The following is a 24,424-nucleotide window of genomic DNA, read 5'->3' on the forward strand; positions in this document are numbered from 1 at the left end:
GAGTTTTATTTTTAAGCATATTCCACTTCAACCCAAATACTTTTGCAGGAAGAACAACTCATCGAAGGCTTAAGAGCCCGAGACCGAAAAACGACGGAATATCTCTATGAGAAGTATTCAAGGGCACTATTTGCGGTTATAGCCCGCATAGTGTCAGATAAGGACATTGCGGAGGAGGTTTTCCACGATGCTTTTATCAAAATCACCAAAAAAATCGACTCCTACGAAGAGTCAAAAGGCCGCCTGTACACTTGGATGGCTAATATTTGTCGTAATTCTGCCATAGACAAACTTAGGTCCAAGGAAATATCTCAATCCGGTAAGACCAACGGAATTGATGACTTCGTATATGGACTTGAAAGTCAGTCAGGGACTATGGAACAGGTAGAGGCGATAGGAGTCAAAGAGTTAATCAATAACCTCAACGAGGATCAACGATTCATCATCGATCATATCTATTTCAAAGGTTATACGCATTCGGAGGTCTCGGAGGAATTTGATATTCCGCTCGGCACAGTCAAATCCCGCGTCAGGGCTGCACTTCAAGTATTAAAAAAGAACTTACACAGAATCTAGTGGACATCCAATCATACATAGCATCAGGCAAACTGGAACTCTTCCTACTGGGGGAGTTAACTGAGCGCGAGCGGGAGGAAGTTCTGGCCTTGGCAAAAACTTATCCTGAAATCCAAAAGGAATTGGATGAGTTGGAGGAAGCAATGTTTTCCTTTGATAACTTGACAGGACCCGAACCTTCCCCTCAGGTAAAAGAAAAAATATTTGCGAGCCTTGAGGCTGACTTCAAAAAGGAAGAACCTCTAAAAGCAGCTCCAGTTACCCCTAAAGAGACCAAAGTTGTCCCACTTTCCCCTTGGAAAAACTTTGCGGTAGCAGCATCTCTTGTGGCATTGCTGGCAAGTGCGGCAGCGATTTATTTCGCGGGCAAATACTACGACACCGATCAGAAATTCACTGCCCTACTCCTAGATCAGCAAGTGATGGCGGATAACCTGAATCAGGTCAAGCTTCAATACGAAGAAACGGATTCCCGATTGGATCGCCTGGTCTCTGGCGATTTCAAACGCGTGGAAATGAAAGGCGCTGGATTTGAAATGCAGAAAGACGCGAAAGTTGACGTCTTCTGGGATCAAAAAGCACAAGAAGTCTTCGTGGCAGTGAATAATTTGAATTCACTGGACGCAGAATCTGATTATCAGCTTTGGGCGATAGGCAAAGATGGTCCGGTAGGAATTGGCCTGGTCAATCCGGGAGAGAAATTCACCCTACAACAAATGCAAGCTGTGGCCGAAGCTGGTGCCTTTGCCATCACCATCGAGCCAAAAGGAGGCTCTAAAGCACCAACACTTGAAAAGTTGGTCGTGCTGGGAGAAGTTGCTTAATACCTAAAGAATAGAGTTTATCGAGCCTGCTTTGCAAAGAGCAGGCTTTTTTCATGCCTTTTGTTGAACTTAGCTTCCCTGAAAGCACTTTTAAAATCCTATGGAACTCCAACTCTCCACTCCTGCCCTACTCTTCTCTGCCATCACCTTGCTGATGTTGGCTTTCACCAACCGATTTTTGGCCATCGCCACCCTGATTCGTGGCCTGCATAAGAACTACCTAAAAGAGCCCGATTCAGCCATCATTGTTGAGCAGATTCACAACCTTCGCCGTCGGCTGACACTCATCAAAAACATGCAGCTTTTCGGAGTTTTCAGCTTTTTAATGTGCATCATTTGTATGTATTTGCTCTTCCAAGGTTATACTTCCGCGGCTAATTGGGTATTTGTGGCGAGTATGGGTTCACTTCTTGTATCCTTGATGATTTCACTGGTCGAAATCCAGATTTCAACCAAAGCACTCAACCTGGAGCTTTCGGATATGGAGGAAATCTTTCAAAAGCGGGAAAGTAGCTTGGATGTATTCTTTAAAAAAGACCCCAAAAAAGATGATGTGTAAAAATATTTTGTGGATACCCCTTGCGATTTGCTTACTGTTTTCATGCAAATCTTCCAATGGCGTTGAAAACCAAACTGAAATTGACCAAGCTGAAGTTAAGTCTCATTACATTCAGGTCAATTCGCTCAGCGAAACCGAAGACTTTTACACCTGGACAACTGATCGCATTCCTATGGTCTCCGCGCACCGTGGCGGGCCGTACCCAGGTTTCCCGGAAAACTCCATCGAAACTTTTGCCAACGTCCTCAACAACACTCCAAGCATTATTGAGCTGGACGTGGCAATGACCAAAGATTCGGTTTTGGTACTGATGCATGATGATGACTTAGATCGGACAACTACCGGAAAGGGAAAGGTTAATGAGGTGACATTTGAATACATTCAGAGTCTATTTTTGGAAGATAATGATGGGAATCTGACCGAATTCAGGGTTCCGACGCTGAAGGAGGCGCTGCTTTGGTCCAAAGGTAAAGCGCTACTTACTGTGGACATCAAACGATCTGTACCCTATGAGAAAATCGTGGAAGAAGTTCGCGAGACTAAGTCAGAGGCCCATGCGGCTTTGATCACGTATTCATTTGAAGCTGCCAAAAAGTTAAACCGAATGGCTCCCGAGCTGATGCTATCTGTAACCATCCGAAACGAGGAAGAAATCAAACGCCTGGAAGATGCCGGCATTCCATGGAACCGGGTAATCGCTTTCACCGGAGTGGCCGAGCGAACTCCCGAATTCAACAAAGCCCTTCATCAAAAAGGAGTTTTTACGATTCTTGGAGTTTTGGGCAACCTAGACAAAAGCGCCATTGCAAGAGGTGATGAGATTTACGCCAGCTTTGTCCAAAACGGAGCCGATATTTTAGCTACAGACCGACCTATCGAGGCCGCCAAAGCCATTCAGACTTTATCCCCAAAAACAAGTTCAAAATCCAAGTATTTCACCCATGTTGATTGATCTGAGAAGTGACACGGTAACCCGGCCGACTGCGGGAATGAAGGAAGCGATGTTTACAGCCCCGGTTGGCGATGACGTATTTGGAGAAGATCCTACAGTCAATGCCTTGGAGGAAAAAATCGCCAAACTCTTTGGAATGGAGGCCGCGCTCTTCTGTCCTTCAGGGACGATGACCAATCAGATAGCCATCCGCCTCCATACTGGGATTCAAACTGAGGTCATCTGCCATCAATATTCGCATATCTACCTCTATGAAGGGGGAGGGATCATGGCAAATTCACATGCTTCGGTCAAACTTTTACCGGGAGATCTGGGAAAAATCACTGCTTCACAAATTGCCGATTCCATCAATCCCGATGACGTGCATGCGCCTGAGACCACATTGGTTTCGCTGGAAAACACCATGAACAAAGGAGGAGGAAGCATCTATACATTAGACGAAATCAAACCTATTCATGCACTTTGCAAAGAAAAGGGCATCAAGCTTCACCTGGACGGGGCTAGACTCTTCAATGCCTTGGTGGAGACGGGGGAAAATCCGGCCGATTGGGGCGCTCAGTTTGATACGATTTCTATTTGCTTGAGCAAAGGTTTGGGCTGCCCGATTGGCTCCCTTTTACTAGGATCAAAAGCAGACATCAAGCAGGCGAGAAAGGTGCGGAAAGTCTTTGGAGGTGGCATGCGTCAAGCTGGCTTTCTGGCAGCTGCAGGCATTTATGCCTTAGATCATCAGGTCGAGCGACTGAAAGAAGATCATGCTAGGGCCCAAGCTTTGGGGGAAATGCTGGGCAAATTATCGGTGGTTTCAGAGATTTTCCCCGTTGCAACCAATATTGTGATCGCCAGACTTCAGGGAACTACTCCTGAGGAATTCATGAAAAAACTAGCGGAGCAAAACATCAAATCAGTCAAGTTCGGAAAGGATCTCGTGCGCTTTGTGACGCATTTGGACTTTGATGATGATAAATTGGAGGAGTTTGGGAAGAGGGTAAGAGAAATTTGAGATTCAGTATTTGAAATTTGAAATCAATTACTAACTTCAAGCGTTAGTATCGAAAAACAGAACTAGTGATACAATCTTTTGGCGACAAGGAAACAGAGAAAGTTTGGAATGGAATCCGTTCGGCTAAACTCCCAAATGATATTCAAGAAATTGCAAGAAGAAAACTTAGGATGCTCAATAACTCTCAAAACTTAAATGACTTAAGAATACCACCATCAAATCATCTAGAAAAACTCTCAGGAAATTTATCGGGCCAATTTAGTGTCCGCATCAATAAACAATGGCGCATAATATTTACTTGGGAAGGCAATCAATCATTTGATGTTCAAATAGTGGATTATCATTGATATTAAAATAATGGAAAATCTTAAAAACATCCATCCTGGCGAAATTCTATCGGAGGAATTCTTAAAACCAATGAAAGTCTCCGCATATAGACTTGCCAAGGAAACTCATATTCCTCAAACTCGCATTTCAGAAATCATTCAGGGAAAAAGAAGGATTACCGCAGATTCAGCGTTGAGGTTTTCCAAATTTTTTGGAACCTCCCCGAAATTCTGGCTTGGGCTTCAGGATGATTTTGATTTGGAAGAAGAAAAAACCTCCAAACAGACAGCGATTGACTCAATCACCCCATTCAATTATAACCAGGCCTAAAAAGGCCTTTTTTTATGCTAATTTGCTTCCAAAAACTTGCTTGAAAGGTTAATATAAAAACCTCTTGATACTAGCATCTTGCTTCTAGATACTCCTTCTTGTTTCTTGTCTCTAATCTCTTGCCTCTAAATCCATGAACCAAACTCCCCTAGCCGAACGCATGCGTCCTACCCGATTGGAAGACTTGATCGGTCAGGAGCATTTGTCTTCTCCCAACTCCTTTTTATACAAGGCGATCAAGTCAGGAAATGTCCCTTCGCTGATCCTATGGGGACCTCCCGGAGTAGGGAAAACAACTATTGCTAACATCATAGCCAATGAGATCAAAGCGCCATTCTACACCCTGAGCGCAATCAGTTCGGGGGTAAAAGATATCCGTGAAGTGATCGAAAAAGCAAAATTTCAAATGGGCGTGGTGCTTTTTATCGATGAGATCCATCGCTTCAACAAATCTCAGCAAGATGCACTTCTTGGTGCGGTGGAAAAGGGAACCATCCGCCTGATTGGAGCAACGACTGAAAACCCTTCGTTTGAGATCAATGGGGCTTTGCTTTCAAGATGTCAGGTTTTCACTTTAAATCCTCTTGGCAAATCCGAACTCGAAGCGATGATGCATCAGGCTTTGGAAAAAGATGTCGACCTCAAGAAAATTACCGTCGAATTGAAAGAAATCGATGCCCTGCTTCGAATCTCCGGCGGTGATGGTCGAAAACTCCTCAACCTCCTCGAAATCGTCATCGATGGCATCAACGAGAATCCCTGTGTGATCTCAGACGAAATCGTCATGAAAATCGCACAGCAAAAAGTGGCTCTTTACGATAAATCAGGGGAACAACACTACGACATCATATCGGCTTTCATCAAATCAATTCGAGGTTCTGATCCTAATGCAGCGGTTTATTGGCTTGCACGAATGATTGAAGGCGGAGAGGACGTGAAATTCATCGCAAGACGCTTGGTCATCCTCTCCTCAGAAGACATCGGCAATGCGAATCCAAATGCCTTACTTTTGGCTACCAATTGTTTTGAAGCAGTCAAAATCATCGGTTACCCTGAAGCGCGGATTATCCTTTCTCAATGTGTGACTTATCTGGCGAGTTCTCCCAAGAGCAATGCGTCCTACTTAGCCATCAATCAAGCCCAAGCTTTGGTGCGAGAAAAGGGAGACCTGTCTGTGCCGCTCCACCTCAGAAACGCTCCCACCAAGCTCATGAAGGACCTAAACTATGGCAAAGCCTACAAGTATTCCCATGACTTCCCCGGCAACTTCGTCGCTCAGGAATTTTTACCCGATGAAATCAAAGGCACAAAGCTCTATGAACCCGGAGATAATACCCGGGAAAATGAGTTGCGGAAGTATCTGTCAGGAAAGTGGAAGGGGAAATACGGGTATTAAAGGGAATTACGATTTTTGAATTACGAAATACGAGGCTTCTAGGAAAGGCTATGTCCTGAAGAAGATTTACCTCACTCGGTTTTTATTTTTCAAAATAGGTTTCACACATGTCGATTGAGATCTAAAAGGGAAAGAAGACTGCCATAATTTCCATCAAAAAACAAACAATCTGGAATTTCACACCAGCATAAATATCCGCTGAACGATTTAGAAAAATCCGCGAAAATCTGTGCCCTTTTCTGTGTTAATCTGCGGGAAATCATTTTTGTCCGAAAGAAATAAAAAAAATACCGCTCATTTTCAAACAATTGCGAAGGAAACAAACATTTTACTTGCCAATAAAAAATTAGAATTTACCTTTGCAATCCGTTAAGTAAGCGACGGGAGTTTAGCTCAGCTGGTTCAGAGCATCTGCCTTACAAGCAGAGGGTCGGGGGTTCGAATCCCTCAACTCCCACTTTCAAACTAATCAGAAGAGATTAGAAATTACATAGTCCACTTTTAGGGAGTTTAGCTCAGCTGGTTCAGAGCATCTGCCTTACAAGCAGAGGGTCGGGGGTTCGAATCCCTCAACTCCCACAAAAAGCCTTAGAGAAATCTGAGGCTTTTTTTATTTTTAGAGATGGCCTGTTCATTCTATATTCCTTTTTCAAAGTCAAAAGAGAAATTCTACGTGGGACATACTTGCGAGGAGATACAGGAAAGAATCAGAAAGCATAATTCAAACCATAAAGGCTTTACCGGGAGTGAAGCAGACTGGAAACTGGTTTTTATCGAAAATTATCCAGATAAATCGAGTGCTTATGCCAGAGAAAGGGCTGTAAAATCATGGAAATCCAAGAAAAAAATTGAGAAATTAATTAAACATTGACAAATCAGCTGGTTCAGAGCATCCCGATGCAATCGGGAGGGTCGGGGGTTCGAATCTCTCAACTCCCACAACAAAAGCCCTAGAGAATCTGAGGCTTTTTTTATTTCAATTATTCCCTCAGATTTTCGCAGATAAATCCGCTGAACACCGCAGATTTTTTTTGATTGGTGACAACTTACAATCTGAAGTGCTCCCTCCGAATTAAATAATAATAGAAGCATAAAACCGAATACCTTTTATTGATATTCGGTTTTTTATATCTGTGATGTTCTGTGAAATCTGTGAGAAATCTACCTATTCCAAATTCACCATAAATCCAGCCCGAAACCATCTTCCCGGCATTTGCACTGTGCCGGCTTCGATGTAATCAGTATTGGTGATATTGGACGCCTCTGCAAAGAATCCTAATTTACCCATGCGATTATAGTCCACCCGCATATCCAGCAGGAAATAAGGATCCAAACTGATCCGCTCCACATAGCGCATTTTGGTATTCCACTCCACTTTTTCACCAAAACCCACCAAAACCCCTCCGATCAATTGGTTTCTCAGGGCAGTCAACGCATACCGTGACTCTATCCCGGGTTGCGCCACAAAATTCGCATCGATAAAATTGTAAGAAAACATCAATTCTTTGATTTGGACATTTTTACCTGTTGGATTAATTCGATAATAAGCTGAGGCCTCGATTCCGTTAAACGTAACCTCATTGAAGTTTTGAGGCTTCCATGGTACATTCGCACTTACCCGGGTCCATTCGATTACACTTTCTGAGTAGCGATTGAAATACACCAACTCTCCTCTCCAATTGGAATGAGCCCATTTCCCCCCAAACTCGAAGGATCTCGCCTGTTCGGGCTGCAAATCCGGATTTCCGATATTTGTCGGGCCAACATAAAACAGGTCGGTATAAGTTGGAATTCGAAAGCTAGATCCAATTCCTGAATAAAGTCTGATCGCTTTTGTCGCCTGAAAGCCCACTTCCAAACCCGGAAAATGCTTCCAGCCATACTCCGAATAGTAATTGGAATAAACCCCGGCCCGGATATCAGTTTTTTCTCCCAGATTTACCATTTGCTCCAAGAAAATACCGGTAAGGGAGCGCTCATGATCACCTAGGTTATTGCTTTCAATCTGCTCTTTGCGAAGCTCTACCCCAAAACCTGTCACTCCTAATTTACTTTTATAGCTTCCGTTGGTCTCGAGGGCAAAAACATCAGAGGTATGGTTATTTTGATAAAATTGAGGTTCATTTCTACGAAGGCGATATTCATCTGAATTTCTTCTTCCATACACTCTGGTATTGAGTGCAAAAGCACCGGAATTAAACGTATGGCTCAAGGCACCCAAGGTGGTCTGCAGGCTTTCCCACTGATCCGGAAAGGCAGAAGTATAAAAGCCATTGGCACCAAAAGTCCGGTCAGTATAGGCTATCATTCCCCTGATGGAGTTTTTGGAATTCAAGTCCAATCCTCCTTCATAAAATATATTGCTCACCTGATAGTCGGAATTGTACTGATGCCCATTGGAATCGTCGTAAGACACCGCCAAGTTTTGCCGGTACTTCCCGACTGGCAGCGAACCTGCAAGATTTATCCCTTTCATCCCAAAGTCACCACCATATCCCTGCAATCTTAGGCTTTGCTTATCACTCAAGCTCGTGATTACATTCACGGCACCAGTGTAGGCATTCTGACCAAAAATCCTGGAGGCGGGCCCTTTCAGGACTTCTATTCGATCAATATTGACCAAAGGAACGGGAATGTTCATCATGTGATGTCCAGTCTGAGGATCGCTGAGTTTGATCCCATTGAGCAACATCAGGGTTTGCTCAAACGAACCGCCGCGAATCCCGATATCCGCCTGTACTCCGGTGACACCCCGCTGCCTTACATCGACACCCGGCACAAAACTCAGCACCTCCTGAAGACTTCTTCCCGGAGTGGTTTCGATTTGCTGCCGATCGATCAAAGAAATATTTCTGCTTTGCTTTGAAAAAGGAATCTGAATCCTGTTTTCCTGAATAATTACTTCATTCAGATTCTGGGTAGTGGTGTCCGTTTGGGAGTTTGCTTGGAAAGACAAAATGGCCAAACAGCTAATTAATAGTGCTTTTTTCATCAAGATGATTGGTAATTTGGCCAAAGGTAAAGGCCTTTTACCCCTTCTTGCAAGCCCAATCAAAATCAAAATTTTGGTTAAAAGTTTTTATTCCGCGTAAAAAGCATTCATCCATTAGGCCTTTGTCTGTATTTTGAGCTCAAATAGAACGAATGATGAGAAAATTAAAATTATTGGGTTGGACAGTTACCCTATTACTATTCACGGGATCCTTTTCCGTTTTTGCGCAGCAGGGAAAAGATAATAACCAGAAATATTTCGGGGAATTCTTAGATCGAAAGGGAAACAGCTATCGAACTGCATCCGGCAAACCGGGTGAAGCTTATTGGCAAAATGCTGCAGACTATCAGATTGAAGTCGGCCTGAATGATTCCAGTCATGTTCTTTCCGGCAAAGTCACCATCACTTACACCAACAATAGCCCCGAATCACTGGATTTCATTTGGCTGCAATTGGAACAAAACCGATTCACTCCAGATTCTCGAGGCACACTGACAACTCCGATTCAAGGTAACCGCTACAATGGTGATATTGACGGCGGCTACAATATTACCAACGTCAGTGCAAAAGTGGGCCTCAAAGGTGCCAACTCCACCAAGCATCTGATCGATGATACCCGGATGCAGGTTTGGTTTGCTGAGCCGATTCCGGCAAAAGGCGGAAAAGCGACAGTTTCCATGAATTTTTCTTTCAAAGTCCCTCAAAAAGGGATGGATCGAATGGGTAGATTGAAAGTGAAGGACGGTTGGATCTATGCTTTTGCACAGTGGTATCCTAAAGTTGCGGTATTTGACGAAATCGAAGGATGGAATGTAGATCCCTATCTCGGAGCAGGTGAGTTTTACCTGGAATACGGCAATTTCGATTACAAAGTCACCGTCCCATACAATCATATAGTCGTTGGATCGGGCAAGCTGATGAACCCGAATGAAGTTCTCAGCAAAGAACTTCAAAATAGAATGGCCAAAGCTGCTGCGAGTGATACGGCCATTTATTTGATTACCCCTGAAGAAATCAAAAACACAAAACTCACCCGCCCAAAACAAGAAGGAACAGTAACATGGCATTTTAGGATTCAAAACTCCAGAGACGTGGCATTTGCAAGTTCCGATGCATTTATCTGGGATGCTGCCAAAATCAATTTACCGTCGGGCAAAGCCGCGCTCGCGCAATCGGTCTACCCCATGGAAAGCAACGGGCAGGATGCCTGGAGCCGGTCTACCGAATACAGCAAGGCTTCCATCGAGTATTATTCCAAACAGTGGTTTGAATTCCCCTACGAAACAGCTACTAACGTCGCTGCAGAAATCGGCGGAATGGAATATCCTGGATTAAACTTCTGCCACTACAATTCCAAAGGCGCATCACTTTGGGGTGTGACAGATCATGAATTTGGGCACAACTGGTTCCCAATGATTGTCGGCACCAACGAGCGTCGATACGCTTGGATGGATGAAGGCTTCAACACCTTTATCAACCATTACAGCTCCAATGCTTTCAACAATGGAGAATACCCCTCCACTTTGAATCAAACCCGACGTTTTAACAATTATTTCACAAGCGATACACGCGAAGGAATTGATAACTACCCCGATTTGACCGACACCCGAAATCTCGGAATGGTAGCCTACATGAAGCCTGCTATTGGATTGGTGATGCTCAGAGAATACATTTTGGGTGAAGAGCGATTTGACAATGCTTTCAAATCCTACATCAAAACATGGGCTTATAAGCATCCCCAGCCAAATGACTTTTTCAATCACATGGAAAATGTGGCCGGAGAAAACCTCTCCTGGTTTTGGAAAGGTTGGTTTTATGGCAATGGCAACATAGACCTCGGCATCAGCTCCGTACAGCCTTATGGCGGAAATTATCTGGTAAACCTTGTAAATAAGGGAGACTTCCCCATGCCTGTTTTATTGGAATTTATTTACGAAGATGATAGTAAGGAGCGTGTCAAGCTTCCGGTTGAGATCTGGCAAAGGGGAAATTCCTGGTCTTACCTTCACAAGACAGGCAAGCGGGTGAAATCAGTTGAAATTGATCCTGACAAAGTCATTACAGATATTAACCTCGGCAATGATCACTGGCCAATGGAGATTTACAAGTAAAAATCGACCAGACTAATATTGATACTTTCGGTAGTTTGCTGGGCTGTAGTATTGGAAGACCGGAGACCGGAGACAGAAGAAGTCCAAAATTTGAAACCAATCACTATATAAACTGCTTCTAAGAAACCTTAGCTTTAAATAAAAAATGGCTCTCAATTGATTTTGAGAGCCATTTTTAATTACACACATTTAATTTGCGGAAAAATTCAGGAGAGATCTAAGCCTAATTTTTCAATTTTAAAATCTTCCAATCTATCAATCTAAAGCCTGCGCTAAATCCTCCAACAAGTCATCCGTATGCTCCAAGCCTACTGACACACGAAGCAGATTCTGGGGAGTTTTGGTATTTGGCCCTTCCACAGAAGCTCGACGCTCGATCAAACTTTCCACACCACCAAGGCTTGTGGCATTGGCAAAATATTTAAGTTTGGAAACCACTTCGTCAGCCCTTTTCGCATCACCTTTGACCATAAACGAAACTATCCCACCAAATCCGCTCATTTGAGAAGCTGCTATGGCATGACCCGGATGAGATATCAACCCCGGATAAAAAACTTTTTCGACATTAGGATGATTTAGAAGGTATTCAGCCAAAATCGTCGCATGTTCAGTATGACCTTTCATCCGGTAGGCCAAGGTCCGGATACTGCGGCAAAGCAGGTAACAATCCATTGGCGCAGGCACAGCACCTCCAACCCGCTGGACAATTTTAACTTTTTCCCAGAAAGGATTTACCTCCTTAGTGATCAAGGCTCCTCCCAAAATATCCGAATGCCCCCCAAAATACTTGGTGCTGCTGTGCATCACGATATCTGCACCGAGATCGATTGGATTTTGAAAAACCGGAGTTGCAAAGGTATTATCGCAGGCAATGATCGCTTTTTGCTCTTTGGCTAAAGCTGATATCTTTCTAATATCGGTGATTTTCAAAAGTGGATTGGAAGGCGTTTCCACCCAAAAAAGACGGGTATTTGGCCGAATAGCCTTTTTGACTTCTTCCAGATTACTCATGTCCACGAATGTCACTTCCAAAATTCCTGCAAAAAGCTGAACCATGGAATTGTGCAACCCATGGTACATATCATCCGGAGCAACAATATGCGAACCGGGTTCCAGGGCTTGGAAAACGGCAGTTCCGGCAGCATTTCCTGATGAAAAAGCGGCGGCATCGGCCCCTTTTTCCATGGCTGCAAGTAAATCTTCAAGCGCTTTTCGATTGGGATTATTGGCTCGGGTGTACATCATTTCCCCAGCTCCGTGCTCAAAAGTGGTGCTGAGCGTAATTGGCTGAACAACGGGTTTTGCGGAGTCTGTGATCAGATTTCCTTTATGGATAGTGAGTGTTTCGAATCGCATTGTTGGTGTATTTGGATTTGAAATTAGAAAAGTCTCTGTGGAGATTGACTTTATTTTCTAAAAATTCCTTGAGAGGCAACAATGATCCTGCCCAGGCCGAAAAACAGAAAGCCAGCGTACTGCCGGCTTTCTGCCATTTCAAATTTCAAATCTCGAATCTTGTGTCTTGTGTCTTGTGTCTTGTGTCTTGCTTCTAAAATCTTGTTTCTATCTAATTCTATCCACCGACCGAACCAAGGCCTCGTCTTTTCGGATAAATCGATTGGCAAGCATATTACAGACCATGGAGGCAAGGATAGCCCAAAATCCGATCTGATAAGCCCCGGCCACTTCAGCCGAAATAGCCTGATTGATTCCGTTGGTTGTCAAAAACACCGTTGCCACAAGGCCTACCATCAGCAGGCTGTTGATCATATTGATCATCATTTGTCTCGCGCGATTTTTATACTGAAAAATTGAAATCAGTGCCAAAAGCCCTGCAAATGAGGCCAATGTTGCGATATACCATTTGGAGGAAGATTGAATCTCTTCACCTGCGGAATCTAAGTTGGTCAGCATAAATGCGGTGAGATTCCAGGAATCCCCTGTACCCGATCCGGTGTCTACCTGCTCCCATAAAGGAGTGCCTACAGTAATTCCCATTCCAATCACTACGAGAAACAAGAATATGGTTTGAAGTCGCTGAATCATTTCTTTCTGTTTTTTTGGCAAAGAAAAGGGCAAATCCCATCATAACCAAGGATGGAAAAGACTCCCGTCGGATTTGACGGGGAATTGTATCTTTGCAGCCGTATGAGTGAGACGAAGCGATATTTTCTTGAATTGAGCTACAAAGGCACCCCATTTCATGGTTGGCAAATCCAAAGCAATGCCTTTACAGTCCAGGAATGCGTACAAACAGCCCTCAGTACTTATTTCCGAAAACCCATCTACATCACCGGAAGTGGCCGGACAGATACTGGCGTACATGCCAGTATGCAAGTATGTCACTTCGATCTGCAGGATGTCCTCCCGGGAGTAAACTTCCTCAAAGCCATCAATTCGATTTTGCCCAAAGAAATTTCCATTCATTCCATCCGTGAAGTAAAACCTGATGCAAATGCGAGATTTGATGCAAGGAGAAGGTCTTATGTGTATCGGATAATTTTTCGAAAAAATCCATTTCTGAACGATCTGGCGTGGCTTTGTTTTCACAGCCCTGATGTGGAAAAAATGAATGAGGCTGCGCAAGCCCTTCTACGCCATGAGGATTTTGAGTGCTTTAGTAAAGTACATACCGAAGTCAAGCATTTCCGTTGTGAAATTATCTCGGCCCACTGGGAACAAAAGGACGACCAATTGTTATTTCATATAACCGCCAATCGTTTTTTGCGTGGTATGGTACGGGCGATTGTCGGTACTCTGATGGAAGTGGGGCTGGGATTAAGAAAAGCCGAGGAAATGGACGATCTGATTCGTTCACGAAATCGGGCGATCGCCGGAAAAGCGGCCCCAGCCAAGGGACTTTTCCTGAGTCAAATCGTTTACAAAGAAGACATTTACCTAGACTAACCAGCCTTGAGCTTAGAAAAAGAAAAAGAATCGTCAGGCGAAATCGTCGACATGAAAGTACTGCAGCAGCTTTACTCCTTCGTAAAGCCTTATAAAGCGCAGTTTTACTTTCTTGTCTTTTTGACGATAGCCATGGCGATTTTGGCACCGACCCGACCTTATTTTATTCAGATCGCCATTGATGATTATGTTGCTATGGGCGATGCGGCAGGCCTGGTAAGGATCATTTACATTCTGGTAGGGCTGATGATTTTGCAGGCCCTTGTACAGTGGGCTCACACCTATTACTCTGGCTGGATAGGTCAAGTGATCATCAAGGATATACGGGTAAGATTGTATAAGCACCTACTCAAGCTCCGTCTCAAGTTTTTTGACAATACACCGATAGGCCGCTTGGTGACACGAAATGTCTCCGATATAGAAACTCTTGCCGATGTATTTAGTGAAGGGCTTGCAGCGATTATCGGAGATCTGCTTCAGATCATCACGATTTTGGGCGTGATGTTTTACATTGACTGGAAGCTGACCTTGGTGAGTTTGTGTACGCTACCGCTTTTGATAATTTCCACCTACGTCTTCAAGGAAAAAATCAAAGTCACCTTCAATGATGTTAGAAATGCGGTCTCCAACCTGAATTCATTCCTTCAGGAGCACATTACCGGGATGAATATTGTGCAAATTTTCAACCGGGAACAGCGGGAATTCGAAAAATTCAAAGACATCAACCGGGAGCATCGTACGGCCCACATTCGCTCAGTCCTGTATTATTCCATTTATTTTCCTGTCGCAGAAATTATCCAGGCCATCGGAATTGGTCTGGTAGTATGGTATGGTGCGGTGGGTGTTTTGGGACTTGAATTGCAAATTGGTATCCTGATATCCTTTATCATGTACCTTCAGCTGTTTTTCAGACCGATCCGTCAGATCGCTGATCGGTTCAACACCCTGCAAATGGGCGTTGTCAGTTCCTCACGGATTTTTAAACTTTTGGCAAGCACAGATAATATCGCAAATGAAGGCAATTACAAGCCTGAAAAAATCAAGGGAAACATCCGACTTGAAAATGTATGGTTTGCCTATGTGGACGAAGAATATGTACTTAAAAACATCACTTTTGAGGTAAAAGCCGGACAGACCATCGCTTTGGTAGGAGCTACAGGTGCAGGAAAATCCTCGATCATCAATTTGATTTCAAGATTCTACGAAATCAATCAGGGTCAGATTTTCATCGATGGGACCGAGATCAGAGAATATGAATTGGGGACTTTGAGAAAGCATATTGGAGTCGTGCTTCAGGATGTGTTCCTTTTCTCCAACACGATCTATCACAATATCACGCTCGGAAACCCTTCTATCACCAGAGAGCAGGTCCTCGAAGCTGCCGAAAATGTAGGTGCACGAAAATTCATTGAGCGGCTTCCCGGAGGGTTGGATTACAATGTAATGGAGCGCGGCGCTACGCTTTCAGTGGGCCAAAGACAGTTGATTTCATTCGTCAGGGCCATGGTTTACAATCCCGAAATCCTGATTTTAGACGAAGCCACCTCTTCCGTCGACAGTGAAACCGAAGAATTGATTCAGGAATCCACAGAGAAAATGATGAAAGGCAGAACTTCAATTGTGATCGCTCACCGGCTTTCCACCATCCAAAAAGCAGACAAGATTCTCGTCCTTCACAAAGGTGAAATCGTAGAATCGGGAACACATGATTCGCTTCTTGAATTGGGAGGTTACTATACTCAACTCCATCAAATGCAACTGAAGATGATGGCGATTTAATTCAGTAATCAACTTTAAACCAACTATCAATCCAGTGAAATATCGTATTCTATTTATCCTCATTTTATTGCCCTTTCTGGGTTTTGCGCAAGAAAGGGGCGTAGGAATCAGATTGGGAGAACCACTTTCAATTACTTACAAAGACTTTATTGAAGACTACCTTTCTTACGAAATTATGATCGGTGGCGCAGGTGTCAACGGCTCGGACTATTACAGAAAGCATTTTGAAAACAACCCTCCGTCATCCAATGCCTTTTATCAGGGGCATTCGGCAAGCAGGGGTATCTCCCTCAATTTCAGAATGGCATTGCATGAAGATATCACGGATGTTTTTGAAATTACCCAAGGGTATCTTTTGGGCTATGGCGGAGCCGGAGTGCAGCTCAGGACCACCAATGTCAATTACAGTTATTTTCAAAGTTCACCGGGTTCACCGGGTCAGCAACCGTTTTTATCCATTAAGCGAAGCAATATTGATTTAGGCCCTGAGGTTTTTGCCGGAGCAGAATATTATTTCAGTGAGACACCTCTCAACGTATTTGTCGAAGTAGGGATGTTTTTGGAATTGATTGATCGGATCAATTTTAAAGGTCAGGGAGGAATCGGCGTACGCTATCTGTTTTGAAAATGAAAAAAACAGGGATTGCTTTTGTGATTTTACTTGCCGTCTCAACGGTTTTCTACTTCATTTTTGACCGACTTGGGGGAAATAACCCCATCGAAATTGAGTTGGTAGAGGCCTCTCCTCCTACGCTAGCCGGAAAATATTTTATAGGACAGCCACAGGATCAAGAGTTGGGGAATACGTTTCGATCGATTGAGACATTGTTATCTCTCAACCCCGGAAAGAAAATCCATACCATCTATTTTGAAGAGCCAAAGGGAAAATTGGATACCATGAAAGTATTTGTCGCTCTGGATTTACCCTTTGCACCAGCTGATTTGGAACTACTGGGATTTGCCGAGACTAGGCACATGCGAGCAACGATTAAAAGAAACAAATGGGTGATGCCAAGTCCGGACCAAGTCAAGAAGGAGATTGAAGCATCAGCCAAATCGCGAAATCTTTCACTTTCCGGAATTTTTATCGACCGGATAATTAGCGAATCTGAAGTTCAGGTGATCGCACCGATCAGGTAGCTAATCTTTTGGGGTTTTAAACCCAACCTTGGCATCAAAACTGCCGTGAAAGAGTGAAAATAATTTAAAATCGAGCACGCCGAAATGCCTACAATCAAGGTGATACTTACCAGCCATCTGTCTGCCCTTGGCAAGTGAGAAATTCCTAACGTTAGCTAACTGGATATCCGATCAAAATCAAATTTTAATCCTATAAAATCATGCGAAATCTATCTTTAATTTTTGGCCTGGCTGTGGTTTTGGCCTTTCAGGCATGTGAAGGTCCGGAAGGCCTACCGGGATTGCAGGGTCCTCCGGGTCCTCAAGGACAACAAGGCGCACCCGGTGTAAATATTGTAGCCACCACCTACGAAGCCACCGTTGATTTTACAGCAGCAAATGATTGGGAAGCCTTTCTGGAATTTCCCGAAGAGTTGGTGGAAAGTGATGTTGTATTGACTTATATCCTTTGGGATGTAGTCCAGGGAAGAAAAATATGGAGAGCTGTCCCTCAAACCGTCTTTTTTCCTGAAGGGCCTTTGGTTTACAATTTCGATTTTACACAGGCAGATATTCGTCTCTTCCTTGAAGGGACGATTAATTTGAGAACTTTAGACCCGGTTTGGACTCAAGATCAGGAATTTAGAATTGTTGTAGTTCCCTCGGATTTTCCAAAAGGGCGAATTGATTGGACCAATTATGATGCAGTGACCAAAATGTTCGGAATAACAGATGCTCAGTTCCGAAAATTAGAGCCTAAAAAGAAAAATTAAAAGTAAACCAACTCTTACCACAGGCGAGGCCCGGAAATCCAGGCTTCGCTTTTTTATTTTAAGGCAATCCCTCCAAAAATAATTTGGTGCTTATCTTTGCGGCATGCAACTCAAAAACGATCTACTGCTTCGCGCAGCCAGAGGTGAAAAAACAGAAAGAACTCCAGTTTGGCTGATGCGTCAGGCAGGTAGAATCCTGCCCGAATACCGCGCAGTCCGTGAATCTGTCAGTGGATTCATTGAACTAGCCCAAACTCCGGAGCTTGCCGCAGAAGTCACTATACAGCCTGTTGATATTTTGGATGTGGATGCAGCCATTATTTTCTCTGACATTTTGGTCATTCCTGAAGCGATGGGTTTGCCTTACGAAATGATTGAAAAACGAGGGCCGTGGTTCCCGAATACAGTGCGAAGCAATTCGGATTTGAAAAAGTTGCGCGTAGCAGATGGAGATCATGATTTGAAATACGTGATCGATGCTATCCAGATCACCAAAAAGGCCCTCAACGGGCGAGTCCCACTGATCGGATTTGCAGGGGCTCCTTGGACGATTTTTGCCTATATGGTTGAAGGAAGCGGTAGCAAGACTTTTTCAAAATCCAGGGAAATGCTTTATCGAGATCCGGTCTTTTCTCATAGACTATTACAGCTCATCACCGATTCTACGATCAATTACCTCAAAGCTCAGATCCGTGCCGGTGTGGATTTGGTTCAGATTTTTGACAGTTGGGCGGGGATTTTGGGGCCAAAGCAATACCGGGAGTTTTCCTACAACTACATTTCACAGATTTGCGACGCCATCAAGGAGGTGCCGGTCACGGTCTTTGCGAAAGGCGCTTTTTTTGCAAGAGAAGAAATGGGGCAATTAAACTGCGAAACCATCGGACTGGACTGGAATATGGGCATCGCAGAATCCCGAAAGCTGATCGGTGCAAACAAGACCCTCCAAGGAAATCTTGATCCAGCAGCACTTTATGGAAATCCTGACCAAGTTCGGGCGGCTACCCTAGAGATGATGGAACAGTTTCGTGGATCACGGCATATAGCCAATTTAGGTCATGGAGTCTACCCGGATATAGACCCTGAAATGGTGAAGGTTTTCATCCAGACCGTGAAGGAGTTTAAGTGATCCGCTTTGAGAATTGGAAACCCGTCTGCCCTTAACGTTCACTGATTGCATCTCCAACGCGGATTTGACCTGTCTGAAGTGCTACGACATTTTGCCCGAAATAGACCTTATTGGAAATGGTGCGGTAGGATGAAAGCGTTTTTAGAGGCTCCTTTCCCTTCACTCCGGAGTCCTGATCAACCGTGGTCAACACACAACGTGCACAAGGTTTGACAATTTGAAATTCCACCTCACCGATTTTAATTTCACGAAGAGAATCTTCTAGGTAGGGAGTTCCCCCTGAAAAAACAAGATTGGGCCTGAATCGATCCATAGACACCGGATTTTCCAATCGGGAATTCAAGTCATTCAGCGACTCTTGGCCAATGATCAGGTAAGGCATTCCGTCCGCAAAGCTGACTGATTCATCATTGACCGCATAGCGCGGATCGACTTTACGATGGGAGTTTTCAGGCATTAAAACCAAGCTGGCTTTGAAGCCTAAAAATCCCGAAAAGAATTGGTCAAGATCAGGGTGGACAGTTTTAGCCAAAACCTGATCGTCCCATATCGTCACCGTCAGTTCCGGTCCGGACGCTAAATCAAAAGGAACTTTGACGGTTTTTCCCAGTTCCTTTTTGTGAGAAACGACCAGCTCATTATCTCCTAAAGTCACCGCAAGCAAGGCTAATTGAGGGTATTCGCGCTGTGTGATAAACATTCCCTCATCATCTACCAGCATCCATCTTCGGTCGTGTTGAAAACCTTTTTCCTCCACAACAGCTTCAGAAAGCCGAATTCCCCCCAAAGATTTTATAGGGTAAATAAAAATATCCTGAATGATGAGTTGATTTTCCATTGATCAAAAATAGGAGAATTCGGCGTCGGCTTTGAGGCAAAAAGGAATATTTTTCAGGTTTATCAGTGCCATCAACTGGCGAAAATCCGAAAGTGTCTGAAAATGATGCGTGGCATGAATCACTGCCAATCCTAAAAAAATGACTAAAAGCCATTTGGCTCGTTCCCGGTTTCTAAGAGAGGAAAAATATTGCATTAACTTTTAGATGCAGGTTTTTCAATTCAGGTTGCACAACTATTTTATTTTTTGAGAAAGCCTGCCAAAATCGGCTAGCCTAATTTTCCAAAAAGTGACAAATCGATTTTTATCCGATTAAATCCATGGCAGGTTGACTGACAATCTGGCACCAAAAAGTAGAATTTCTCCAGTGGCACAAGCCTTGAAGAAAGGGGATTGTACAATTAATGCAACTATCTAAATCTATATAACAATGGGAAAAATTATAGGCATTGACTTGGGTACCACCAACTCCTGCGTAGCCGTAATGGAAGGTAACGAACCCGTAGTCATTCAAAACAGCGAAGGAAGAAGAACCACCCCTTCAATTGTGGCTTTTCTTGACAACGGAAACGGTGAGCGTAAAGTAGGTGATCCCGCAAAGCGTCAGGCTATCACAAACCCGGCAAACACCATTTCTTCAGTAAAGAGATTCATGGGAAAGAAATTCTCTGAAGTTTCAGCTGAGAAAAAGCATGCATCTTACAAAGTAGAGCAAGGAACAAACGATACTGTTGTCGTAAGAATCGGCGACAGATCCTATACGCCTCAGGAGCTTTCTGCGATGATTCTTCAGAAAATGAAGAGCACTGCTGAAGATTTCTTGGGACAAACTGTAACTGAAGCCGTCATCACAGTTCCTGCATATTTTAACGACGCAGAGCGTCAGGCCACCAAAGAGGCCGGACAAATTGCAGGTCTTGAAGTAAAGCGTATCATCAACGAGCCTACGGCAGCTGCTTTGGCATACGGGATGGACAAGAAGCACCAAGACATGAAAATCGCAGTATATGACCTTGGCGGTGGTACCTTCGATATTTCTATCCTGGAGCTTGGCGATGGCGTTTTCGAGGTAAAATCCACCAACGGTGACGTTCACTTGGGTGGAGACGACTTTGATCAAGTAATCATCGACTGGCTGGCTAATGAATTCCAAACTGAAGAGCAAATTGATCTAAGAAATGATCCAATGGCACTTCAGCGTTTGAAAGAAGCTGCTGAAAAAGCTAAAATCGAGCTTTCCAGCTCTGCTTCTACTGAAATCAACCTGCCATATATCACTGCAACCCAAACGGGACCAAAGCACTTGGTTAGACAGCTGAGCCGTGCAAAATTTGAGCAGCTATCTGAAACCTTGGTAAGAAGATCGATGGATCCTTGTATCAAGGCCTTGAAAGATGCAAATATGACTGCTGCTGATATCGACGAAGTAATCTTGGTGGGTGGTTCTACCCGAATCCCCAAAATCCAGGAAGAAGTTGAGAAATTCTTCGGAAAGAAGCCGTCTAAGGGTGTAAACCCTGATGAGGTTGTGGCAATTGGCGCAGCTATTCAAGGTGGTGTATTGACCGGTGAAGTGAAAGACGTGCTTCTATTGGACGTCACTCCACTTTCTTTGGGAATCGAAACCATGGGTGGTGTTTTCACCAAACTGATCGAATCCAACACCACTATTCCTACCAAAAAGTCCGAAGTGTTCTCCACAGCAGTAGACAATCAGCCTGCAGTAGATATCCACGTGCTTCAAGGTGAAAGATCTTTGGCCAAGGACAACAGATCCATTGGAAGATTCCAACTTTCTGATATCCCACCTGCACAAAGAGGCGTTCCACAAATCGAAGTTACATTCGACATCGATGCTAATGGTATTCTGAATGTATCTGCAAAGGACAAGGGAACTGGAAAAGAGCAGAAGATCAAAATCGAAGCTTCTTCCGGACTTTCACAGGACGATATCGAACGAATGAAGCGTGAAGCGGAAGCCAATGCGTCTTCTGATAAGGCCGAAAAAGAAAAAATCGAGAAGTTAAACCAAGCTGACAGCCTAATCTTCCAAACTGAGAAGCAGCTGAAAGAATATGGGGACAAACTTTCCGATGGAAACAAGGCTAACATCAGTTCCGCTTTGGAAGCATTGAAATCCGCACATGGATCCAAAAATCTTGAAGGTATCGATGCTGCAATGGAAAACTTGAACAAAGCTTGGGAAGGTGCTTCTCAGGAAATGTACAATTCCACCCAAGGTGCTGGTGCACAGCCGGGACCTGATGCCAATGCAGGAGAAGGAACTGCCGGAGACGGGGTTTCGGATGTAGACTATGAAGAAGTAAGCGAAGACAAGAAGTAATCCAAGCTAAACCAATAAGACGGCACCTTTTTTCGGATTGGTGCCGTTTCTTTATTTAGAGCCAAGAATCTAGGATTTAATCATCAAGACTCTTGGCTCTTATTCTTGATTCAATTCAAAAATGAGATGCGACTTACAGCAGAAAATAAATTGAAGAAACTAATTGTGGTGGGTGACCGGGTTTTGATCAGGTTAAAAAAACCAAACGAGAAAATGGGGTCAGGGCTTTACCTTCCCCCCGGAGTGCAGGAAAAAGAAAAAGTGCAGCAAGGATACATTATTAAAGCTGGGCCTGGATATCCTATTCCGATGCCTGTAGAAGATAGTGAGCCATGGATGGATCAGGAGGAAAAAGTTAAGTATGTTCCACTTCAGGCAAAAGAAGGGGACTTAGCCATTTTTCTTCTCTCAGGGGCTCATGAAGTAATTTATGAAGGCGAAAAATATTTTATCGTATCCCAAGGGGCTATTTTGATGCTGGAGCGGGAAACAGAACTATAAAAAAAAGCCCGGATGACCGGGCTATTCTGATTTAGTGAATCCAAGATTTCTTTGACCTCATTGATTTTGGCTCTTCGTAAACTGCTTTAGTGTCCACGCTTGAGGGCTTCTTATCCCAAGGATTTCTATTTTTAGCTTGAAGTCCTTTTGGGTTATCGATAGTGTCTCGGAAACCAATTTTAAGCTTTGATGCAGGTTCACTCATCCATACTTCGGTATTCTTAGCGGCTGGACCTTGCAAGGCAGAAGGGTGGGACTCATGAACCAAAGTGATTTTTGGCCCTTGAACTGTTCCAACTGATGCATTTTTAAACTTAGGTCCCATCAACATATCTTGGGAAAACGAAAGTGTAGAAATTAGGAATGCGGAAATAAACAGGGTCAACTTTTTCATAGCTGTACATTTGGGTAGTACAAAACTATACTAATTTTTGAGACCTAGGGTTTCAAAAATCAGTTGATTTAGATCAAAAAGGCCCTCAAAAAGCAAATATTGTTCTTATTTCATGTTTTAACCGATAACAAACAGCATTTAATTCTAAACCGGAGATTTCCAAATTTTCACTTTTTCAGAGAATTTTCGTCTTTATTACAACTTAAATTAATTCACTTTTCATAAAAAATAAAAAACCGAGGTGAAATTCACCCCGGCTTTAATTTAACAATAGACCCTGTTTAAATTTTCAATATTAGAAGGCAAAAACTGCAGCTAATAGGAATGAAGCCAAGCCTTTACTTCCATTGAGATCTTTATTTACGAAAAACTCTTCTTTCATGCTATCTACTCTAAGCTCTGGAATCAAGGTCAGGTTGCCACCAACTTTGATGTTCCCAGAAAGAGTTGCTGCAAATACGCCCCCATCTCCAGTTGTGGGATTTAATCCCACTACACCTTCCAAGCCATTGTTGAACACACTGAAGTATTCTCCACGGAACCCAATTCCAAACTTATCTGAAGGCTTGGTCTGTAAATATCCAGCAAATCCATAAAAACCGGCGCCATCGCCGTTTACATTCTGAATGTCAGATCCTGTAAAAAACTCACCGGAGCTCGTCGTATTGTAAGTGGTATTGAAACCAAGATAAAACTTATCGGACAGATCAAACCCAGTGGTCAAATCCACCTGGAATGTTTTTCCTAAAGAAGACTGATCAGTGATCAACGTACCATCATTGCTCAATTTGCCATCTTGATCGCCATACACAAAATTCAGGTAGGTACTACCTGCATCACTTGAATATCCAAGCTGGGCCCCGAGCGTATAGGTACCTATTAGGTTAAACTCAGTCATATCAGTCGGATTCATCACAGCAGCAAGAAAAGAGAATTTGTCAGAAAGCTGAAAATTCGCTTTCAATCCAGTGTGGGAGAACGGTCCGTAAGAAAACATGTATGAGGTAGAATAATTGAAATTGGCCGTTGGAGAGATGACCTCGTATCCGAGGAAAGTATTGAAATTACCCATAGTGAGCGTGACTTTGTCAGACACATTCCAATAGACATACAGCTGATTTACGATCTGGGAGCTTCCAGCCATTCCTCCGCCATAAAGCGGAGAACCAAAAACTGCATCCTCACCTCTTGGACCAAATACTAAGTCAGCAACGGCACCAACTTTTTTGCCCTGATAGGTCGCAATGATATTGGCCATACCTAGGGAAAATCCCGGAAGATTCCCAAAAGAGGAGGCTGGGGCTTGGAAGCTTTCTCCTTTGTTGGGAGCATTAAGATTTGTTCGGAAATAAGCATCTACTGAACCTGATAGTGTCAGAGAACCGGTCTCTTCAGTAGTCTCTTCTTGAGCGAAAGCATTTTGAAAGGTGGATAAAACCACACATAGTATTAGTAGGGATAAATTTTTCATTTTAATTTTGAGTGTTGGTGAATGATAGAGTTGACCAATAGATCCCCAGTCTGGCCGAAAGAGAGTCGCGTTTTTTTCTCCAGGCGGGGGTCTTTTTTT

The 24,424-nt window shown here is 43.6% G+C and carries 25 protein-coding genes and 2 tRNA genes; 20 read left to right on the forward strand and 7 right to left on the reverse strand.

Annotation, left to right across the window (positions count from 1 at the left end; translation table 11 throughout):
- Positions 1-42 precede the first annotated feature (42 nt).
- The 11 genes from Q8M62_RS17610 to Q8M62_RS17660 all read left to right on the forward strand — a co-directional run bounded on the left by Q8M62_RS17610 (position 43) and on the right by Q8M62_RS17660 (position 6,838).
- Positions 43-576, forward strand: coding sequence for an RNA polymerase sigma factor (locus Q8M62_RS17610; protein WP_092733377.1), 534 nt, complete (start codon positions 43-45; stop codon positions 574-576).
- Positions 576-1,400 carry an anti-sigma factor gene (locus Q8M62_RS17615; RefSeq protein WP_304902254.1) on the forward strand — a complete coding sequence of 275 codons (825 nt, stop codon included), beginning with the start codon at positions 576-578 and terminating at the stop codon, positions 1,398-1,400. The genes Q8M62_RS17610 and Q8M62_RS17615 overlap by 1 nt, the downstream gene beginning before the upstream one ends.
- Positions 1,401-1,500: 100 nt before the next feature.
- The gene (locus Q8M62_RS17620; RefSeq protein ID WP_092733383.1) at positions 1,501-1,959 is read left to right on the forward strand and encodes a DUF2721 domain-containing protein; all 459 of its coding nucleotides are present in this window, start codon (positions 1,501-1,503) and stop codon (positions 1,957-1,959) included.
- 7 nt (positions 1,960-1,966) lie between these two features.
- Positions 1,967-2,911: a glycerophosphodiester phosphodiesterase family protein gene (locus tag Q8M62_RS17625; RefSeq protein WP_305668232.1), complete on the forward strand. Its 945-nt coding sequence runs from the start codon at positions 1,967-1,969 to the stop codon at positions 2,909-2,911.
- Complete coding sequence (locus Q8M62_RS17630; RefSeq protein ID WP_304902256.1) at positions 2,901-3,914, forward strand: low specificity L-threonine aldolase; 1,014 nt, start codon at positions 2,901-2,903, stop codon at positions 3,912-3,914. Before Q8M62_RS17625 ends, Q8M62_RS17630 begins: the two co-directional genes overlap by 11 nt.
- A 65-nt stretch (positions 3,915-3,979) precedes the next feature.
- Complete coding sequence (locus Q8M62_RS17635) at positions 3,980-4,261, forward strand: type II toxin-antitoxin system RelE/ParE family toxin (RefSeq protein WP_092733389.1); 282 nt, start codon at positions 3,980-3,982, stop codon at positions 4,259-4,261.
- A gap of 10 nt (positions 4,262-4,271) precedes the next feature.
- On the forward strand, positions 4,272-4,571 hold the full coding sequence (locus Q8M62_RS17640; protein ID WP_092733392.1) for a HigA family addiction module antitoxin: 300 nt from the start codon (positions 4,272-4,274) through the stop codon (positions 4,569-4,571).
- Positions 4,572-4,704: 133 nt separating this feature from the next.
- Positions 4,705-5,967 (forward strand): replication-associated recombination protein A, encoded by a 1,263-nt coding sequence (locus Q8M62_RS17645; RefSeq protein WP_304902257.1) that lies wholly within the window; start codon positions 4,705-4,707, stop codon positions 5,965-5,967.
- 382 nt (positions 5,968-6,349) lie between these two features.
- Positions 6,350-6,424: transfer RNA gene (locus Q8M62_RS17650), tRNA-Val, on the forward strand.
- 47 nt (positions 6,425-6,471) lie between these two features.
- Positions 6,472-6,546, forward strand: a tRNA-Val gene (locus Q8M62_RS17655).
- A 43-nt stretch (positions 6,547-6,589) separates the two neighbouring features.
- Entirely contained in the window at positions 6,590-6,838 is a 249-nt protein-coding gene (locus tag Q8M62_RS17660) for a GIY-YIG nuclease family protein (RefSeq protein WP_304902258.1), read from the forward strand.
- A 294-nt stretch (positions 6,839-7,132) separates the two neighbouring features.
- Here the strand turns inward: Q8M62_RS17660 and Q8M62_RS17665 are convergent, their stop codons facing one another.
- On the reverse strand, positions 7,133-8,959 hold the full coding sequence (locus Q8M62_RS17665) for a TonB-dependent receptor (protein WP_304902259.1): 1,827 nt from the start codon (positions 8,957-8,959) through the stop codon (positions 7,133-7,135).
- Positions 8,960-9,114: 155 nt separating this feature from the next.
- Between Q8M62_RS17665 and Q8M62_RS17670 the strand changes: the two genes are divergently transcribed.
- The gene (locus tag Q8M62_RS17670; RefSeq protein ID WP_304902260.1) at positions 9,115-11,070 is read left to right on the forward strand and encodes a M1 family metallopeptidase; all 1,956 of its coding nucleotides are present in this window, start codon (positions 9,115-9,117) and stop codon (positions 11,068-11,070) included.
- 255 nt (positions 11,071-11,325) lie between these two features.
- On the opposite strand, the gene Q8M62_RS17675 is transcribed toward Q8M62_RS17670, so the two are convergent.
- Together Q8M62_RS17675 and Q8M62_RS17680 are read right to left on the reverse strand one after the other, a co-directional pair.
- On the reverse strand, positions 11,326-12,426 hold the full coding sequence (locus Q8M62_RS17675; RefSeq protein WP_304902261.1) for a PLP-dependent aspartate aminotransferase family protein: 1,101 nt from the start codon (positions 12,424-12,426) through the stop codon (positions 11,326-11,328).
- 207 nt (positions 12,427-12,633) lie between these two features.
- The gene (locus Q8M62_RS17680; protein WP_304902262.1) at positions 12,634-13,116 is read right to left on the reverse strand and encodes a DUF4293 domain-containing protein; all 483 of its coding nucleotides are present in this window, start codon (positions 13,114-13,116) and stop codon (positions 12,634-12,636) included.
- A gap of 51 nt (positions 13,117-13,167) precedes the next feature.
- On the opposite strand from Q8M62_RS17680, the gene truA reads away from it, so the two are divergent.
- The 6 genes from truA (at position 13,168) to hemE (ending at position 18,777) form a co-directional block, all read left to right on the forward strand.
- Positions 13,168-13,977: a tRNA pseudouridine(38-40) synthase TruA gene (gene truA, locus Q8M62_RS17685; protein ID WP_304902263.1), complete on the forward strand. Its 810-nt coding sequence runs from the start codon at positions 13,168-13,170 to the stop codon at positions 13,975-13,977.
- A gap of 6 nt (positions 13,978-13,983) precedes the next feature.
- Entirely contained in the window at positions 13,984-15,756 is a 1,773-nt protein-coding gene (locus tag Q8M62_RS17690) for an ABC transporter ATP-binding protein (protein ID WP_304902264.1), read from the forward strand.
- A gap of 34 nt (positions 15,757-15,790) precedes the next feature.
- The gene (locus Q8M62_RS17695; RefSeq protein ID WP_304902265.1) at positions 15,791-16,381 is read left to right on the forward strand and encodes a hypothetical protein; all 591 of its coding nucleotides are present in this window, start codon (positions 15,791-15,793) and stop codon (positions 16,379-16,381) included.
- A 2-nt stretch (positions 16,382-16,383) separates the two neighbouring features.
- Positions 16,384-16,896, forward strand: a complete 513-nt coding sequence (locus Q8M62_RS17700; RefSeq protein ID WP_304902266.1) for a hypothetical protein — start codon at positions 16,384-16,386, stop codon at positions 16,894-16,896.
- A gap of 200 nt (positions 16,897-17,096) precedes the next feature.
- A complete protein-coding gene (locus tag Q8M62_RS17705) occupies positions 17,097-17,648 on the forward strand; it encodes a hypothetical protein (protein ID WP_304902267.1) in 552 nt (183 codons plus the stop codon).
- A gap of 103 nt (positions 17,649-17,751) precedes the next feature.
- A complete protein-coding gene (hemE, locus tag Q8M62_RS17710) occupies positions 17,752-18,777 on the forward strand; it encodes a uroporphyrinogen decarboxylase (protein WP_304902268.1) in 1,026 nt (341 codons plus the stop codon).
- A 31-nt stretch (positions 18,778-18,808) separates the two neighbouring features.
- Here hemE and Q8M62_RS17715 read toward each other — a convergent pair whose 3' ends face one another.
- Both Q8M62_RS17715 and Q8M62_RS17720 read right to left on the reverse strand, forming a co-directional pair.
- Positions 18,809-19,615, reverse strand: coding sequence for an MOSC domain-containing protein (locus Q8M62_RS17715; RefSeq protein ID WP_304902269.1), 807 nt, complete (start codon positions 19,613-19,615; stop codon positions 18,809-18,811).
- A 3-nt stretch (positions 19,616-19,618) separates the two neighbouring features.
- A complete protein-coding gene (locus tag Q8M62_RS17720; RefSeq protein ID WP_304902270.1) occupies positions 19,619-19,810 on the reverse strand; it encodes a hypothetical protein in 192 nt (63 codons plus the stop codon).
- Between the two features lie 235 nt (positions 19,811-20,045).
- Between Q8M62_RS17720 and dnaK the strand changes: the two genes are divergently transcribed.
- Positions 20,046-21,959: a molecular chaperone DnaK gene (gene dnaK / locus Q8M62_RS17725; protein ID WP_304902271.1), complete on the forward strand. Its 1,914-nt coding sequence runs from the start codon at positions 20,046-20,048 to the stop codon at positions 21,957-21,959.
- Positions 21,960-22,085: 126 nt separating this feature from the next.
- A complete protein-coding gene (locus Q8M62_RS17730; RefSeq protein ID WP_304902272.1) occupies positions 22,086-22,460 on the forward strand; it encodes a co-chaperone GroES family protein in 375 nt (124 codons plus the stop codon).
- A 31-nt stretch (positions 22,461-22,491) separates the two neighbouring features.
- On the opposite strand, the gene Q8M62_RS17735 is transcribed toward Q8M62_RS17730, so the two are convergent.
- Positions 22,492-22,854, reverse strand: a complete 363-nt coding sequence (locus Q8M62_RS17735; protein ID WP_304902273.1) for a hypothetical protein — start codon at positions 22,852-22,854, stop codon at positions 22,492-22,494.
- A 295-nt stretch (positions 22,855-23,149) separates the two neighbouring features.
- On the reverse strand, positions 23,150-24,325 hold the full coding sequence (locus tag Q8M62_RS17740) for a porin (protein ID WP_304902274.1): 1,176 nt from the start codon (positions 24,323-24,325) through the stop codon (positions 23,150-23,152).
- Positions 24,326-24,424 lie beyond the last annotated feature (99 nt).

The organism is Algoriphagus sp., from assembly GCF_030694375.1.
GTDB lineage: Bacteria > Bacteroidota > Bacteroidia > Cytophagales > Cyclobacteriaceae > Algoriphagus.

Coding starts and splice junctions, on each gene's coding strand:
- Q8M62_RS17620 (WP_092733383.1), top strand. CDS start 1,501: ATGGAACTCCAACTCTCCACTCCTGCCCTACTCTTCTCTGCCATCACC.
- Q8M62_RS17630 (WP_304902256.1), top strand. CDS start 2,901: ATGTTGATTGATCTGAGAAGTGACACGGTAACCCGGCCGACTGCGGGA.
- Q8M62_RS17640 (WP_092733392.1), top strand. CDS start 4,272: ATGGAAAATCTTAAAAACATCCATCCTGGCGAAATTCTATCGGAGGAA.
- Q8M62_RS17645 (WP_304902257.1), top strand. CDS start 4,705: ATGAACCAAACTCCCCTAGCCGAACGCATGCGTCCTACCCGATTGGAA.
- Q8M62_RS17660 (WP_304902258.1), top strand. CDS start 6,590: ATGGCCTGTTCATTCTATATTCCTTTTTCAAAGTCAAAAGAGAAATTC.
- Q8M62_RS17665 (WP_304902259.1), bottom strand. CDS start 8,959: ATGAAAAAAGCACTATTAATTAGCTGTTTGGCCATTTTGTCTTTCCAA.
- Q8M62_RS17670 (WP_304902260.1), top strand. CDS start 9,115: ATGAGAAAATTAAAATTATTGGGTTGGACAGTTACCCTATTACTATTC.
- Q8M62_RS17675 (WP_304902261.1), bottom strand. CDS start 12,426: ATGCGATTCGAAACACTCACTATCCATAAAGGAAATCTGATCACAGAC.
- Q8M62_RS17680 (WP_304902262.1), bottom strand. CDS start 13,116: ATGATTCAGCGACTTCAAACCATATTCTTGTTTCTCGTAGTGATTGGA.
- truA (WP_304902263.1), top strand. CDS start 13,168: ATGGAAAAGACTCCCGTCGGATTTGACGGGGAATTGTATCTTTGCAGC.
- Q8M62_RS17700 (WP_304902266.1), top strand. CDS start 16,384: ATGAAAAAAACAGGGATTGCTTTTGTGATTTTACTTGCCGTCTCAACG.
- Q8M62_RS17705 (WP_304902267.1), top strand. CDS start 17,097: ATGCGAAATCTATCTTTAATTTTTGGCCTGGCTGTGGTTTTGGCCTTT.
- hemE (WP_304902268.1), top strand. CDS start 17,752: ATGCAACTCAAAAACGATCTACTGCTTCGCGCAGCCAGAGGTGAAAAA.
- Q8M62_RS17715 (WP_304902269.1), bottom strand. CDS start 19,615: ATGGAAAATCAACTCATCATTCAGGATATTTTTATTTACCCTATAAAA.
- Q8M62_RS17720 (WP_304902270.1), bottom strand. CDS start 19,810: ATGCAATATTTTTCCTCTCTTAGAAACCGGGAACGAGCCAAATGGCTT.
- dnaK (WP_304902271.1), top strand. CDS start 20,046: ATGGGAAAAATTATAGGCATTGACTTGGGTACCACCAACTCCTGCGTA.
- Q8M62_RS17730 (WP_304902272.1), top strand. CDS start 22,086: ATGCGACTTACAGCAGAAAATAAATTGAAGAAACTAATTGTGGTGGGT.
- Q8M62_RS17735 (WP_304902273.1), bottom strand. CDS start 22,854: ATGAAAAAGTTGACCCTGTTTATTTCCGCATTCCTAATTTCTACACTT.
- Q8M62_RS17740 (WP_304902274.1), bottom strand. CDS start 24,325: ATGAAAAATTTATCCCTACTAATACTATGTGTGGTTTTATCCACCTTT.